The 16,338-nt window shown below is 49.4% G+C and carries 13 protein-coding genes; 9 read left to right on the top strand and 4 right to left on the bottom strand.

What is annotated here, in order from left to right:
• Positions 1 to 55: 55 nt before the first annotated feature.
• From Q0K92_RS12135 to Q0K92_RS12125, 3 genes are all read right to left on the bottom strand, one after another.
• Entirely contained in the window at positions 56 to 658 is a 603-nt protein-coding gene (locus Q0K92_RS12135) for a hypothetical protein (RefSeq protein ID WP_297326057.1), read from the bottom strand.
• A gap of 119 nt (positions 659 to 777) precedes the next feature.
• Positions 778 to 1,224: a hypothetical protein gene (locus Q0K92_RS12130; RefSeq protein ID WP_297326056.1), complete on the bottom strand. Its 447-nt coding sequence runs from the start codon at positions 1,222 to 1,224 to the stop codon at positions 778 to 780.
• Positions 1,225 to 1,237: 13 nt separating this feature from the next.
• Complete coding sequence (locus Q0K92_RS12125; protein ID WP_297326055.1) at positions 1,238 to 5,725, bottom strand: RHS repeat-associated core domain-containing protein; 4,488 nt, start codon at positions 5,723 to 5,725, stop codon at positions 1,238 to 1,240.
• A 473-nt stretch (positions 5,726 to 6,198) separates the two neighbouring features.
• On the opposite strand from Q0K92_RS12125, the gene gyrA reads away from it, so the two are divergent.
• The 9 genes from gyrA (at position 6,199) to Q0K92_RS12080 (ending at position 16,107) form a co-directional block, all read left to right on the top strand.
• Positions 6,199 to 8,769 (top strand): DNA gyrase subunit A, encoded by a 2,571-nt coding sequence (gyrA, locus tag Q0K92_RS12120; RefSeq protein WP_297326054.1) that lies wholly within the window; start codon positions 6,199 to 6,201, stop codon positions 8,767 to 8,769.
• Positions 8,738 to 8,908 carry a hypothetical protein gene (locus tag Q0K92_RS12115; RefSeq protein WP_297326053.1) on the top strand — a complete coding sequence of 57 codons (171 nt, stop codon included), beginning with the start codon at positions 8,738 to 8,740 and terminating at the stop codon, positions 8,906 to 8,908. The genes gyrA and Q0K92_RS12115 overlap by 32 nt, the downstream gene beginning before the upstream one ends.
• 37 nt (positions 8,909 to 8,945) lie before the next feature.
• Entirely contained in the window at positions 8,946 to 10,037 is a 1,092-nt protein-coding gene (gene serC, locus Q0K92_RS12110; protein ID WP_297326052.1) for a 3-phosphoserine/phosphohydroxythreonine transaminase, read from the top strand.
• Positions 10,030 to 11,226, top strand: coding sequence for a 3-phosphoglycerate dehydrogenase family protein (locus Q0K92_RS12105; protein WP_297326051.1), 1,197 nt, complete (start codon positions 10,030 to 10,032; stop codon positions 11,224 to 11,226). Before serC ends, Q0K92_RS12105 begins: the two co-directional genes overlap by 8 nt.
• 40 nt (positions 11,227 to 11,266) lie before the next feature.
• Positions 11,267 to 12,337 carry a prephenate dehydratase gene (gene pheA / locus Q0K92_RS12100; RefSeq protein ID WP_297326050.1) on the top strand — a complete coding sequence of 357 codons (1,071 nt, stop codon included), beginning with the start codon at positions 11,267 to 11,269 and terminating at the stop codon, positions 12,335 to 12,337.
• Positions 12,338 to 12,418: 81 nt separating this feature from the next.
• Entirely contained in the window at positions 12,419 to 13,537 is a 1,119-nt protein-coding gene (hisC, locus tag Q0K92_RS12095) for a histidinol-phosphate transaminase (RefSeq protein ID WP_297326049.1), read from the top strand.
• Complete coding sequence (gene aroF, locus Q0K92_RS12090) at positions 13,534 to 14,550, top strand: 3-deoxy-7-phosphoheptulonate synthase (RefSeq protein ID WP_297326048.1); 1,017 nt, start codon at positions 13,534 to 13,536, stop codon at positions 14,548 to 14,550. Before hisC ends, aroF begins: the two co-directional genes overlap by 4 nt.
• Positions 14,551 to 14,568: 18 nt before the next feature.
• Entirely contained in the window at positions 14,569 to 15,462 is an 894-nt protein-coding gene (locus Q0K92_RS12085; protein ID WP_297326047.1) for a prephenate dehydrogenase/arogenate dehydrogenase family protein, read from the top strand.
• 102 nt (positions 15,463 to 15,564) lie between these two features.
• On the top strand, positions 15,565 to 16,107 hold the full coding sequence (locus Q0K92_RS12080) for a FecR family protein (protein WP_297326046.1): 543 nt from the start codon (positions 15,565 to 15,567) through the stop codon (positions 16,105 to 16,107).
• A 79-nt stretch (positions 16,108 to 16,186) separates the two neighbouring features.
• Here Q0K92_RS12080 and Q0K92_RS13130 read toward each other — a convergent pair whose 3' ends face one another.
• Entirely contained in the window at positions 16,187 to 16,273 is an 87-nt protein-coding gene (locus Q0K92_RS13130; RefSeq protein ID WP_366084417.1) for a PEP-CTERM sorting domain-containing protein, read from the bottom strand.
• Positions 16,274 to 16,338: the final 65 nt, after the last annotated feature.

Below are 16,338 nucleotides of genomic sequence, written 5' to 3'. Positions count from 1 at the left end.
TTCATCAGTAAAATTCCTCTTCGTCTACGATAGAAAATTCTACTGCTTTGCTCGGTTAATTTTGGGGAGGATTACCCTCCAACCAGATGGTTTCCTGCAGAATCAACCAATCATCCGTGGGGCTGGCAGTTGTGGTGTTGTCTTTGTATTCACCGATCAGTTGCCCATCCACGCCATAGAAGAAGAAAACCTTGGGACTGAGCGGGCCGTTTTTCCAAATGCGTTGCTCGAAAGCATTGTATTTATAGTTGTGCGTTTTACTGTTTTTAATCGTGGTGGAAAGCTTGCCTGCGGTATTCCAGGTGAATGTTGTCGCGCCATCGCTCCAAGGATTGCCGGTAGCATCATAATTGTAAGTTTTAGCCACCGGGCCGGCTACGGTTTGCAGGCGGTTGCTGGTGTTGTCTATCGTGTAGAGATGATTACCGCTGCCAAACTGGGCATTGGTGCGGTTGCTGTTGGCGTCGTAGCCCCAGAGTTTAAAGCTGGTATTGTCGGTCTGGCCGGTTAAACGGTGCAGTGCGTCATAATCGAAACTGCGGTTATATATCGGATTGCTGTCCGTGGTGTTGGTGATGCGGCTGGCGGCGTCATAAGTGAGCGTACGGGTATCGCCGCCGATGGGGTGGGTTGTGATGAAGACTGCCGATCGAGTCAAAACTGTGTGTGTACGCCTGGCCGTTACCCCTACACCAAGCTTTCAAAGTTTGGATCAAGTCGATTCCCGGATGACGCGAGCTTATCCGGGCTACTTGCTGTTATGTTGGAGTTCTAATCTCACTCCGACGAACTGAAATTTTTTATAGCAATCGCCAGCTCTGATCTATCTTCCAAAAAAGGTTTTGCATATTTTTCTAAAATTTCTGATTTAATTCTTTCTAGCTTATCTACAAGCTCATCTTCATTAGAAAATTTCCAAAAGGAATACTTACGAGCTTCTTCTGTTTCTGGAATAATACTCCAAGCTGGTACCCCTGTTATATTACCAAGATCATCATATTTGTCAGTACCTATGCCGATAATGATAGAAGGTGAATAGTTTGGATAAGTTTCAGGGATATAACTTATTTCTACAAACAGGTCGCTTTTTCTGAAAAAAATTCCATTAATTTTGGTTCTCTGCCAAGAAAATCCCTGATCTGCAAAGTAAGAACCTAATATCGTTAGACCAACTACATCGAAGTAATTGCATAAGAGTTGCTCCCATTCTCTATTACTATTCATGATTATTCTCTTATTACTTCCCAATGAGTTGCTGCACAGTGAAAGGAGTTACGGTTTCATATGGTATTCCCCTTTCATTTAATCTGAGCAATTCAGAACCTGTAAGATCAAATTGTTTCCTTAATAAAGGATCTCTGTAGGGATCGCGGCCTATATACCGAAAATTATCTCCTTCCTTGATTCGTGCTCTTAAAGTTCCATCATTAAGCTTCCAACGCTCCTTCTGAGTTAACTTTGACCAATTTCCTGGCGTGGTACCAAATGGCAGTGTTCTAGCTCTAGATTTATTAGCATATGGTATAACTCTTTCCATCATATTTTCCCCAAGAATAGTTGTTTTGCTGATTTTATCAGCCACTCCACATAGTTTATTAGCGCTCCCAACCGGCCCTGGAATAGTCCAAACCGATTCAATCGCATCGGGATATTGAGAGTTTGGCTGCATGGGTTTTAGCATATCCCATAGTGTTAATGCCCCACCCAATGCCCACAATAAAACAGGATGCTCGCCAGTAGGATCAGTGAAACTCAGCGGATTCTGCCCCACATACCCATAGACATTCAACCCACCCACCAATCCAATGGGATCAGGTGAGATGTATCTTCCGGTTTCCGGCTCATAATACCTGAAGTAATTGTAGTGAAGTGCGGTCTCCTTATCAAAATACTGTCCCGGAAATCTCGGGTTGTATTCGAAGAGCTGGCTGTTGCCATCCGGATCTTCGTCCGGCAGATTGGCACCAAATGCGTGGGTGTTGTCCCAACGCCATATCGGGGTATTGCTTTGATTGACGATCACTCTCGGCGTGTTGAGGTGGTCGGTATGGATGTAGGAGATTTGTATCGGGCCGGTGGTTGTGGGCTTTTTGATCACGGCGACCGGGATATCCTCCAACCATACGGTTTCCTGCAGAATCAACCAATCATCCGTGGGGCTGGCAGTTGTGGTGTTGTCTTTGTATTCACCGATCAGTTGCCCATCCACGCCATAGAAGAAGAAAACCTTGGGACTGAGCGGGCCGTTTTTCCAAATGCGTTGCTCGAAAGCATTGTATTTATAGTTGTGCGTTTTACTGTTTTTAATCGTGGTGGAAAGCTTGCCTGCGGCATTCCAGGTGAAAGTTGTCGCGCCATCGCTTAAGGGATTGCCGGTGGCATCATAATTGTAAGTTTTAGCCACCGGGCCGGCTACGGTTTGCAGGCGGTTGCTGGTGTTGTCTATCGCGTAGAGATGATTACCGCTGCCAAACTGGGCATTGGTGCGGTTGCTGTTGGCGTCGTAGCCCCAGAGTTTAAAGCTGGTATTGTCGGTCTGGCCGGTTAAACGGTGCAGCGCGTCATAATCGAAACTGCGGTTATATATCGGATTGCTGTCCGTGGTGTTGGTGATGCGGCTGGCGGCGTCATAAGTGAGCGTACGGGTATCGGCTCCGATGGGGTGGGTTTTGAGCCGGCCATCGGAATCAAAGCTGCGCGTGTACGCTTGCCCGTTACCCCACACCCAGCTCTTGGGTTCGCCAAACGGTTGATAAACGATATTGCTCAATAACAGGTTGCCGTTCACGCGCAGTTCCGTGAGGCGGCCATCGGCGCCATACGTGGTGCTGATTTGCGTGCCGGAAGGGTAAGTCGTCTGCTCGAGACGGCCTGCGCTGTCGTACTGGTAACTTAAAGTTTGCGTGAAATTGAGGGTATTCAGCTTGGCCGTCTGGGTTTTACCGAGCAGGCGACCATACAGATCGTAGCTGAAGCTGGTGCTGCCGGATTCATCGCTGATGCCGGTCAGTTGTCCGATGCCGTTGGTGCCGCTATCGTAACTCCAGGTCATGGCAGCCGTATTCGGTACGCCGGTGACGGTGGTAAAAGTGCGTTTGGTCAGCCGGTTGAGCACATCCCAGGTATAGAAGTGTTTAACGCCGCGCGCATCCAACAGGGTTTTGAGATTGCCCGCTGCATCATAAGTGTTCGTGGTGGTGCCGCGATCAGCGGAGATTTCCTGAATCAGATCGCCAAAACCATTGGTTGTGTAAGTAGTGGCGATATCCCGCGGATCGGATATTGCGGTGATCTGATCCAACGCATCGTGTGTTTGCTGGCTATGGCCATTGAACGGATTGGTGCTTTGGATCAGGCGATTGAGCGTATCAAAACCATAACTCACGCTGTGTTGCAGCGGATCGGTGATCTGCTTGCGGTTGCCTTGCGCGTCGTATTGGTATTGGGTGATCTGGCTTTGCGCGCCGATGTCTTTCCATAACCGGCTCAACGCATCAAATTCCCGCTGTCTTTTTTGCGTCAGCGTATTCGCCGGATCGAACAATTCTTCCTTAGTGCGGTTACCCATCGCATCGAGTGTGTATTGCACGCGATTACCCAGATTGTCGGCAATTCCGGTCAGGCGCTGCGCGGCGTCATAGGTATAAGCAATGAAGCTGTTATCCGGAAGCGTTATTTTCTTGACCTGCCCTACGTTATCATACTGGTAGCCGGTGATTTCCGTGCCGCTGCTGCGCGTCAGCAAGCGCTGGCGGGTATCGTAGGTCAGCGTGGTCGTCAGGCCGTTCGGATCGATAATTTCTTCCGGCTGACCGTGCGCGTTATAGCGGGAAATTTGAGTGATGTGGCCGAATGCATTGGTGACGCTGGCGATCTGCCCGCGACACCCAAAGTGGCCGCCGCTGCAGGTGGCATCCGGGGCGTAATAATTGACGGCGGTAAAATCCGCCACATCGGTGCGCGGACCATCCTCGATCTTCTGCGACACGACACCGGGGATACTGGCATGGTAGACATACGTAGTGCTCCACGTGCGCGTGGCGTTGGTGGCGGTGTCTTTCAGGCGATATTGCGTGATATTGCCGTGGGTGTCATAGACAAAGCTGGTTTGGCGTTTGGATTCAGTGATGAGCGTGGGTAATCGAAAGTTCGCATGCCAGGTCGTGAGGATTTTACGTTCACTGCTATTGGCGGCAGGCGTATAACTGACCAGATCTCCGGGACAGTTGCTACCCGGGTTCATACCTTCAATGCGGGCAATTTCCAGGTTGCGCGTCAGATCAAACGCAACACAGGTTTTATTGCCGTTAAAATCCGTACGGCTGGCGACATTGCCGTTGACGTCGTAGCTGATTGCCGAAGATGCCGCACCGCACCCGGAACCGGCCGGTTGCGATTGGCCGGTACTTCTGGCAACACCTAGAATGGCTTGAAAGTGGTGCGTATATTGGCTACCCAGCGGATCGGTCACAGTGGTGCTGCTGCCGTCAGTGCTGTAACCCAGTACATGCCGATCGGCACCCCCGGCGTGCTCGGTCACCACCGCACGACCTTGCGTGTCATAGGTGTACGTCGCATAACGCACGCCATTCTCGTCGGTAATGCCGGTCAGTGCATTGGGCAGATTGGTATTGCTGGTGTAGGCTTGTTCGTTGTAATGGTAGGTGCGGGTTTTGCCGTCGGGATAAGTGACGGAAGTCAGATTGCCGGTGGTGTCGTAGCTATACTGAAACACCCCACCTGCCGGATCGGTCAGTGTGCTGATGCGACTACTACCATCATAGGTGAAACTTAATGCGCGACCAACGTCGTCGGTTACTGTAATCAGGCGGCCATTAACATCATAACCCAGTGTCTGCGCGCGGCCGTCTCGGCTGGAAATGGATAGCAATTTGCCTGAAGTATTGTAGGTCTCGATGGTGTCGTCAGCAGTTATTAGCTGCCAACTGCTTCCGGGCAATTCTATTAATTCATCAGATATATCGCCATCGCCTACCCATAACCCACTATTGAGTCTAAAGAATATTGTTTTGCCATCGGGGCGTTCTGCAAAGGTAATTGGAGGTATTGCCGATGGATTTAGAACTAATCTAGCACTATAGCTGTGGCGCCATTGAGTGCCGATATTGCGGTCAAGCTTGTTTTGTTGGCTGTTGTAATAACGGGTAAATACAACCACTGAAGAATCGTAATCCGGCTCAGCTGCACTTTTATTTCCTGTTCTGGGATGTACTGGATTGCCAATAGATCCACAGATCGATTGGGTGCCTAGATTTTTTGATCGTAGTAGATCTGTAGAAAAACTATTGTCGTTAATCTGGCAAGTAAAAAGTTCGACTTGAATGCAATTTTCTTCATTGCCAAAGCAGTTATATGCTTTTCCACCATATGGACAAGTATAGAGTGGGTATGCATCAACCATCCATGTAAAATTTTGTCCGGCTACTGGATCATATGCATTGCATGATATTCGTTGATACTCAGTCAAAGTATTGGGACTACATTGCCAGCTCTGATATCCTGCAACACTTGCAATCGAGTTTGCACAAGTTGCTTTTTTTGGAAGCATCGGATTGCTAAATATAGTTACCCAACACGCCTCCACCTGAGCAGGATAAGAAATCACTTCAGCTGTGACTAAACTTGGTTTGCCTATTAAGCCCAATAATGTCAGAAGAAAAAATATGGACAAATTCCGTGCACTGCGTACAAATTTCTCTAACATTAATTTCCTCGTTTATTTATAACTGATCGGATGATTTTTGCTATTAACCAATAGCTTGGAACGTTCAAACTTAGTGAGAAATGCATGATTGTTATTACATTGAAAGATAACATGTAAACTTATTGTAGGATTATTGGTAAAATTTCAGTGACTCTATTGCCAGCAATCCGAATCAAAGCGATAAATAGCCATCCATTTACCCGCTATTTCTGAAATTTCTGCTGCAGATATCCTTCAGGATTTCAAAAACGTATTTGTGATCGATACCAATCACTCACTGAATAAGTTTGCTCAGATGCTATTTCTCGCAGATTGACTGTTAAACGAGCAGCAGTCATCCTCGTTATCGCAAAGTTAACTGAGAAACGATCGCGACATGTTAGAATGGGCGGATTTACAGATTTCTTATACTCAATTTTAAGAAAACACGCTTCTGCACCATAACCTGTTGTTTTTCATAAAAATCATAAGATATGAACCAATTTGCCAAGGAAACCCTGCCGATCAGTCTTGAAGAGGAGATGCGGCGTTCCTATCTCGATTACGCGATGAGCGTCATTGTAGGCCGCGCACTTCCAGACGTTCGTGATGGCCTGAAACCGGTACATCGCCGCGTATTATTTGCCATGCACGAACTCTCCAACGATTGGAACCGTCCATACAAAAAATCCGCACGTATCGTCGGCGATGTGATCGGTAAATATCATCCGCACGGCGACACCGCGGTCTATGACACCATCGTACGCATGGCGCAGGATTTTTCATTGCGCTACATGTTGATCGACGGGCAAGGTAACTTCGGTTCTGTGGATGGCGATAATGCCGCGGCAATGCGTTACACCGAGATTCGCATGTCGCGTATCGCGCACGAACTGCTGGTGGATCTTGACAAGGAAACGGTAGATTTCGGTCCCAACTATGATGACTCTGAAAAAGAGCCGCTAATACTCCCGGCCAAAATCCCCAATCTGTTGATCAACGGTTCATCAGGCATCGCGGTCGGTATGGCGACCAACATTCCGCCACACAATCTGAATGAAGTGGTGGAAGCCTGCCTCACGCTACTCAGAAATCCCGATACCAGTATCGATGAGCTTATTGAGATCATTCCGGCACCGGATTTCCCCACTGCCGGCATCATTTATGGTGTTTCCGGCGTAAAAGACGGCTATCGCACCGGCCGTGGCCGTGTCGTCATGCGTGCCCGTACGCATTTTGAAGACATGGAAAAAGGCAGTCGCCAATGCATCGTCGTCGATGAGTTGCCCTACCAGGTTAACAAAGCCAATTTATTGATACGCATTGGAGAGCTGGTTCGCGACAAGAAAATTGAAGGCATTTCCGATCTGCGTGACGAATCCGACAAATCGGGTATGCGCGTCGTCATTGAACTTAAACGCGGCGAAGTCCCTGAAGTCATTCTGAATAACCTGTATAAAGAAACACAGATGCAGGACACGTTCGGCATGAACATGGTGGCCTTGCTGGACGGTCAACCGCGTTTGCTGAATTTAAAACAGATTCTGGATGCGTTCCTGCGTCATCGCCGTGAAGTCGTCACGCGCCGTATCGTTTTTGAACTGAAAAAAGCCCGTGAACGCGGTCATTTACTGGAAGGTTTAGCGGTTGCGCTGTCCAATGTCGATGAAATTATCGCGTTGATAAAAGCGGCACCGACACCAGCGGATGCCAAGGAAGGGCTCATGGCAAGAACCTGGCATTCCCAATTGGTTGAGGAAATGCTGTCTCGTGCCATGGCGGATGCCAATGCATTGCGTCCGGATGGCTTGGATGAAACATTCGGTTTGCAAGCGCAAGGTTATTATTTGTCCGATGCGCAAGCGCAAGCGATTCTGGAATTACGTTTGCAACGCCTGACCGGCCTGGAACAGGAAAAAATCGTCGAAGAATACAAGGATGTCATTGATAAAATCATTGATTATCTCGACATTCTGGCAAATCCGGGGCGCATCACCCTCATCATTACCGAAGAATTGGATGCCATCAAACAGCAATTTGGTGACAAACGCCGCAGCGAGATCATTGTCGATACGCAGGATTTGAGTATGGAAGACTTGATCACGCCGGCAGATGTCGTCGTCACGCTATCGCACAGCGGTTATATCAAATCGCAACTGCTTGATGACTACCGCGCGCAAAAGCGTGGTGGACGCGGCAAGTTGGCGACCAGCACCAAGGAAGATGATTTCATTGACAAATTATTCATTGCCAACACGCATGATTATATTTTGTGCTTCTCAAGCCTGGGGCGTGTGTACTGGATCAAGGTCTATGAAGTACCGCAAGGCGGTCGACAATCCCGCGGCAAGCCCATTATCAATTGGGTGCAGCTGGAAGAAGGCGAGAAAATCAATGCCATTCTGCCGGTCAAAACTTTTGATGAAAACCGCTTTGTATTTATGGCAACGACATTGGGCACGGTTAAGAAAACACCGTTATCCGAATTTTCCCGTCCGCGTAACAATGGCATTATCGCCATCGGATTGGATGAGGGTGATTACTTGATTGGCGTCGAGTTGACCGAAGGCAAGCATGACGTCATGCTGTTCTCAGACAACGGCAAAGCCATGCGTTTCAGTGAAAATGACGTGCGTCCGATGGGGCGTACCGCCCGTGGTGTGCGGGGTATGAAGCTCGGTTCCGGACACAAAGTCATTTCGATGCTGGTGGCTGAAAATGAAGAATTGACGGTCTTAACGGCCACAGAAAACGGCTACGGCAAGCGTACCCCGATCAGTGAATACACGCGCCATAACCGCGGCACGCAAGGTATGATTGCGATCATCACCAGCGCACGTAACGGCAAGGTCGTCACCGCAAAACTGGTGAAACCGGATGATGAAATCATGCTGATTACTTCCGGCGGCGTGCTGATCCGCACCCGTGTCAACGAAGTACGCGAAATGAGCCGCGCCACGCAGGGTGTTACTTTAATCAACCTGGATGCGGGTGAAAAACTCGCCGGCCTGGAACGGGTAGTGGAAAGCGAAGATGGCGATGACGACGGCGATAGTGACGATTAACAAGCCGTTGAAAAACATTTTCGAGGAGGCCAAGCCGATACTAGGCAAAACAGGCGAGAAGCACGATTTATGGGTGATCAATGCACATGCTGAGCTTGTTTTTAACACCGTAGCGGCAATGCAGATAGTTTCTCAGTGATCTGTTAACATCAAACCAGTTAACCGGAAAATACACAATGGATCAAATCTATAATTTCAGTGCAGGGCCTGCGGTTCTACCCAAAGAAGTGCTGCAACAAGCGCGCGACGAAATGCTTGATTGGCACGGCAGCGGCATGTCGGTGATGGAAATGAGTCATCGCGGCAAGGAATTTATGTCGATTGCGGAAAAAACTGAAAACGATCTGCGCGAATTGGTAGGCATCCCGCAAAACTATAAGGTGTTATTTCTGCAAGGCGGCGCATCCAGCCAATTTTCCATGGTGCCGATGAATTTGCTGCGCGGCAGAAAGAAGGCGGATTATATCAATACCGGTCAATGGTCGACCAAAGCCATCGAAGAAGCCAGCCGATATTGCACCGTCAATGTTGCCGCTTCCTCCGCAGATGCTAATTTTACCTATGCGCCCACACAAGACAAATGGGATCTGGATCCCGAATCGGCTTATATTCATTACACCAGCAACGAAACCATTGGCGGTGTTGAGTTTCATTGGATTCCGCAAATCGATCCGAACGGGAATGTGCCATTGGTCGCCGATATGTCATCCGATATCTTGTCACGGCCTTTGGATGTTACCCGTTTCGGGCTGATCTATGCCGGTGCGCAAAAAAACCTCGGGCCAGCCGGACTGACACTGGTCATTATCCGCGAAGATTTATTGGGCATGCCGCTGGCTGGCACGCCAACGCTGTATGATTATCAGATTCATGCGCAAAATGATTCAATGTACAACACCCCGCCCACCTATGCCATGTACATCACTGGACTGGTATTTGATTGGTTGAAGCAAAAAGGCGGATTGTCTGCGATGGAAAAAACCAATATTGCCAAAGCCAACGTGCTGTACGACTTACTGGACACCACCGATTTTTATCATTGTCCGGTGGCACAATCCGATCGTTCACGCATGAATGTTCCTTTTACATTGCAGGATCCTGCGCTGGATGGCGATTTTCTGAAACAGGCCGCAAGCAACGGCTTGATCCAACTGAAAGGTCATCGCTCAGTGGGTGGCATGCGTGCATCCATTTATAATGCCATGCCGCTTGAAGGTGTGGCAAAATTGGCAGCGTTTATGAAGGAGTTCGCCAGTCAGCATGCCTGAAAATCAACACGGAATCTTCAAGATTCTTACACTTAACCATATCTCCACGCTTGGCTTGAGCCGTTTCCCTGCAGATTGCTATCAGGTAAGCCATGATATGGCGGAACCGGATGCCATCCTGGTACGTTCGCACAATATGCTGAACCAAGAAATTCCCGCTAGCGTCAAAGCAATCGGACGCGCCGGTGCAGGCACCAACAACATCCCGGTGCAAGCGATGAATAACCGGGGCATTCCCGTATTCAATACCCCTGGTGCCAATGCCAATGCGGTTAAAGAACTGGTTATTGCCAGCCTGTTTCTGGCCGCACGTAATCTGGTTCCCGCACTGCAGTTTGTCGAATCCCTGCAAGGTGATGATGCGGCACTGAACAAGCAGGCTGAGGATGGCAAAAAGCATTTTTCCGGTATCGAATTACCGGGGCGCACACTGGGTGTCATTGGGTTGGGTGAAATCGGCCGGCTGGTAGCGAATACCGCCATCAAACTGGGCATGAAAGTCATCGGCTATGACCCAAAAATCACCGTTGAATCCGCCTGGAGTCTGTCGGCGGAAGTCAAGAAAGCGCACAGCATGGAAGATTTGCTACGCCACAGCGAGTTTATCAGCGTACATGTCCCGTTGCTGGATTCCACTCGTCATTTGATTGATGATAAAACCATCAAATTGATGAAACACAACGTGATGCTATTGAATTTCTCACGTAGCGCCATCGTTGATGAAGAAGCTGTGCTCGCCGGTATTGCCGCCAACAAAATAAAAACCTATGTGAGTGACTTCCCGAGCCAGAAGCTGCAACATCAAAAAGGCGTGATCACGTTGCCGCACCTCGGCGCATCGACACAGGAAGCGGAAGAGAACTGCGCTGTCATGGTGGTGGATCAACTCATGGATTATCTGCAAAACGGCAATATCACCCACACGGTCAATTTCCCTGACATTCAGATGGAACGTGAATCACCTTACCGAGTGGCGGTTGCCAATGCCAACGTACCCAACATTCTGGGGCAAATTTCCACCAGTATGGCCAATGCCGGACTGAACATCCACAACATGATCAATAAATCGCGCGGGGAAATGGCCTTCACGCTGGTGGACGTCGACAGTCCGGTGCCGCAGCATGTCGTGGATGGAATTGCCGCAATCGCCGGTGTACTGATGGCACGCTATCTGCCACTTCCCAGATAAACTCTGATGAACACTCGTTAAGCCAAAATTTTTACCGCACATGTCAGAAGAACTCAAACAATTACGCGATCAGATCGACGCCATTGACAACGAACTGCTCCAACTCGTGAGCAAGCGCGCCGGATTGGCACAACAAATCGGCAAGATCAAGAAAAGTGGCATCGTCTATCGCCCTGAACGTGAAGCGCAAATATTGACGCGCATTCAGGAACACAATCCGGGACCCATCAGCAACGCACATATCAGGCAGCTATTCACGGAAATCATGTCGCTATGCCGCGCCCTAGAAAAACCCATGAGTGTGGCTTATTTAGGCCCAAGCGGTACTTTTTCTGAAGAAGCGGCATTGAAACGTTTTGGCAGTGCCATCACATCGGTCGCGTGTAATTCGATTGACGACGTGTTTCATGCCGTGGAATCCGATGCGGCAAATTATGGCGTAGTACCGGTGGAAAACTCTACCGAAGGTGCTGTCGGCAGGACCATGGATTTGCTGTTGCAAACACCGCTCACCATCTGCGGCGAAATTCAGTTACCCGTGCATCAATTTCTGATGGCACAGCAAAGCGGATTATCACACATTGACAAAATTTATTCGCACCCGCAATCGTTGGCGCAGTGTCATCACTGGTTAAAAACCAATTTGCCGCACATTCCCAATGCTGCATTTATTAATACCGCCAGTAATGCCGATGCCGCCCGGCAAGCAGCAGCCGACAAACACGCAGCGGCTGTAGCGGGAAAACGGGCGGCCGAGTTGTTCGGGCTTTCCATCTGTGCTGAAAATATTGAAGATGATCCGAAAAATACCACGCGGTTTCTGGTTATCGGCAAGCAAGTGGTGAGCGTCTCAGGAAAAGACAAAACATCACTGATCCTATCAACCAATAACCGCTCCGGCGCAATCTACAAATTGTTGGAGCCGCTGGCGCATCACGGCGTCAGTATGAGTCGCCTGGAGTCGCGTCCATCCCGTACCGGGCTGTGGCAATATGTATTTTTTGTGGATATTGAAGGACACCAGGAAGATGCCAATGTCGCAGCCGCACTGGCAGAATTACGTGAAAAAGCATCTTTCTCAAAAATACTCGGATCTTATCCGGCCACATAACTTTTCGCTGCCATTCAATAGTCACCTTATTAAGTTCTTTGAATTCTCAGTATTTTTTCTATCATTAACAAACTTAATCTTATGAATCTTTGTGATTTTGCTCCGGAATACATCCGCTCCATCCAGCCTTATCAACCCGGCAAGCCCATTTCTGAACTGGCGCGGGAAATAGGATTGGATGAAGCATCCATCATCAAGCTGGCTTCCAACGAGAATCCGCTGGGAACCAGTCCGCTCGCACTGGATGCCATGATCCATGCATTGCACGATATCGCGCTGTATCCGGATGGCAGCGGCTATGAATTGAAAGCCGCATTATCCAAACGCTACGCCGTAGCACCAGAGCAAATCATACTGGGAAACGGCTCCAACGATGTGCTGGATCTTGCTGCGCGTGTATTTTTGAAACCGGGTGCAGCGGCCGTGTATTCGCAACATGCGTTTGCGGTTTATCCACTGGTAGTGCAAATGGTTGGCGCCAATGGCATAGCGGTTCCCGCGCTGGATTACGGTCATGACTTGCCCGCGATGCTGGATGCCATTACGCCGGAAACACGCATTGTATTCATCGCCAGCCCCAACAATCCCACCGGCACATTATCCGGCGAAGATGAACTATTGCAATTTATGGAACGCGTATCGCGCGATGTGCTGGTCGTTATGGACGAAGCGTATTACGAATACCTGCCGGAAGCCAACAAACCGGACAGCATTAAATGGTTGAAGCAATTTCCCAATCTGCTGATCACACGTACTTTTTCCAAGGTTTATGGCCTCGCCGGTGTACGTATCGGGTTTGGATTGACGCACCCGGATGTGGCGAATCTGATGAACCGTGTGCGCCAGCCGTTCAATGTCAGCAGCATTGGCCTGGTGGGCGCACTGGCTGCACTGCAGGATGCCGAGTTCGTACAAAAATCGTATGCACTGAACCGCGTAGGCATGTTGCAACTCACCGATGGCTTCCGCAAGCTGGGCATTGAGTACATCCCTTCATATGGCAATTTCATCAGTTTCCGTGTCAAAGGCGATGCGGCCAATACCTCGAAAGTCTATCAAAACCTTCTGCAACAAGGCATCATCGTACGCCCTCTGGGCATTTACGAAATGCCACACCACCTTCGGGTTACCATCGGATTGGAATCCGAAAATAAACGATTCCTGGAATCACTTGAATACGCAATGGGAGAATTAGCTTGATCATCATCATGAACAAAGACGTCACCGAAGAGCAAATCGGTGCAGTCGTAAAGAAAATTCAGGATCTGGGCCACGAAGTCAATATCTCACGCGGCACCAAACGTACTGTCATTGGTGCCATCGGCGATGAGAGCAAACTCGATCCGGAATTATTTGATTCCATGCCGGGCGTGGAATACTCGATGCACATCGTCAAACAATACAAAATTGTTTCGCGCGAATCACACAAACAGGATTCGATCATCGATGTACGCGGCATCCCTGTCGGTGGCAAGCAAGTACAGGTGATCGGCGGCCCTTGCTCAGTCGAAACGCAGGAGCAAATGGACCTGGCAGCGCAACAAGTCGCAGCAGCCGGTTGCCGCTTGATGCGTGGCGGCGCTTTCAAACCACGCACCAGTCCGTACACTTTTCAGGGCAAAGGTGTTGATGGCCTGGGCATATTCCGCAAGGCGGCGGACAAATATAACCTGCCGATTGTCACCGAACTGATGGATGTACGTATGCTGGATACCTTCCTTGAGCATGATGTCGATGTCATCCAAATCGGCACACGCAACATGCAGAATTTTGATCTGTTGAAAGAAGTCGGCCGTATCAACAAACCGGTGATTCTCAAGCGTGGCCTGTCCGCCACCATTTCCGAGTGGCTCATGGCGGCTGAATACATCGCAGCGGGCGGCAATCACAATATTATTTTCTGCGAACGCGGTATCCGCACATTTGAAACCGCGTACCGCAACGTCATGGACGTCACCTGCGTACCGGTGCTCAAACGCGAAACCCACTTGCCGGTCATCATCGATCCTTCGCACGCTGGTGGTAAAGCGTGGATGGTACCCGCCTTAGCGCGCGCAGCCATCGCAGCGGGCGCCGATGGCTTGCTGGTGGAAATGCACCCGAATCCGTGTGAAGCCTGGTGCGATGCCGATCAAGCGCTGAATCCGCAGGAATTCAAGGAGTTGATGGGTTCGTTAAAAGGCATCGCAGAAGTGATCGGACGTAGCCTGTAACACGAAATTAACCAAACTATGGGAAATATCACGGCACTCAATAAACTGGTCATCATCGGCGTCGGTTTGATCGGCGGATCATTCGCACTGGCACTGCGCAACGCCGGGCTGGCTAAGCATATCGTGGGCGTTGGCCGCAGCCGGCAGAACATGCAATGTGCCTTGGAACGTGGCGTCATTGATGAAATAGCCACTGACATGACTTCCGCGCTGCACAACGCCGACCTGGTACTGCTGGCAATGCCGGTCGGCCAGACCGCCCACATCATGGCGCAGATCGCCCCACACCTGCAAGCCAATACCATTATTACCGATGTCGGCAGCACCAAACAGGATGTCATTGCCGCAGCACGTCACCATCTCCCCATGCAAAACCGCCATCATTTTGTCCCCGGCCACCCCATCGCCGGCACTGAACATAGTGGCGCCCAGGCTGCGCAAGCGGATTTGTATGTTAACAAACACGTCATCCTGACCCATCTGCCTGAAACCAGCAGCGATGCTGTCGCGCAAGTCAGCCAATTATGGCAAGCTTGCGGTGCGCAAGTTTCCATCATGCCTGCCGACGAGCATGACCGTATTCTCGCAGCCACCAGCCACCTGCCGCATCTTCTGGCATTCACCATGATGAATCACCTCAATCACAGCACCAGTGATCTTGAGAATATATTGCGTTTTGCCGGCAGCGGCCTGCGCGACTTCACCCGCATCGCCAGTAGTTCCCCGGAAATGTGGCGGGATATCTGTTTGGCTAATCGTGAGTCATTGTTGAAGCAGATTGATGGATATCAGAATGAATTGAGTACTTTGCAGGAAATGTTGAGAAATAATGAAGGTGAAACGCTGGAAAAAGCTTTTTCTCAGGCGCGAGATGTTCGGGAAAATTGGTTGAAGAGTAAAATAGAAAATTGACAAAGTAGCCGCCGATTAAAATCCACCATGAATCCCAGACTAAAAAAATTATTGCTATCCGTATATAATTTCGATTTTCACCCTTTATTTTTCTGAACTCAAATGCAAGAACCTGACCCTCCCGTTATACAACCCTTTACCTTTGTTTTCAGTTGGCGGCGTTTCTCGTTGCACTGTGCGATCATGGGTTTCTGTGTGCTGCTGGGTCTGATGACTTGGTATTTTGCCAAGCCGCATAGCATACGGTTTTATGAAACCAAGTCTGAAGAGCAGCTTACCACCGCGATAGCGCCCGATATCGATATGGCGCTGGATACTTACAGCTCTGTCGCCGTGAAAGACAGCCAACCACTGCAAGTCGAATTACTCAGAGGCAATGTCTATTTTGATATTAGGAAAAATGCTACCAACACGCTTGAAGTTAAAGTAGGCAATGTCATCATAAAGGATACCGGCACGCGCTTCAGTATCCGCATGCACAAAGACGGCAGTAGCAATATCGCTGTTGCAGACGGGCACATCAAGATCCATGTCGCATCCGGGGTTTATCAGATCAACACGCTCGAGCAGGCTGATTTTGATGACGCTAGAATTAGCAAACACAGGTTAGTTGCTGAACACGACATCGCACCTTGGCATCATTAACGGAATTCGTAGAATATTCGCCCGTAAAACGCAGCTACAGCGGAGCCTAAGCTCCTCTGTAATTTACAACAGATAGTTATTAATAAGAAATCCGGCGGCGATGCATTGAAAAACCCAATATGCCTAGCCCAACCAACAACATGGCATAGCCTTCAGGTTCTGGCAACTGGATTCAGGATAGCTGTGGTTAGAAAAACCCCATCTTCCGGTTGATTCGGGAATGTGCTAATG

The sequence above is a fragment of the Nitrosomonas sp. genome (genome assembly GCF_024282095.1).
Classification (GTDB): domain Bacteria; phylum Pseudomonadota; class Gammaproteobacteria; order Burkholderiales; family Nitrosomonadaceae; genus Nitrosomonas.
Note: the sequence above shows the minus strand (reverse complement) of the source record. Positions and strands in the feature narration are given on the sequence as shown.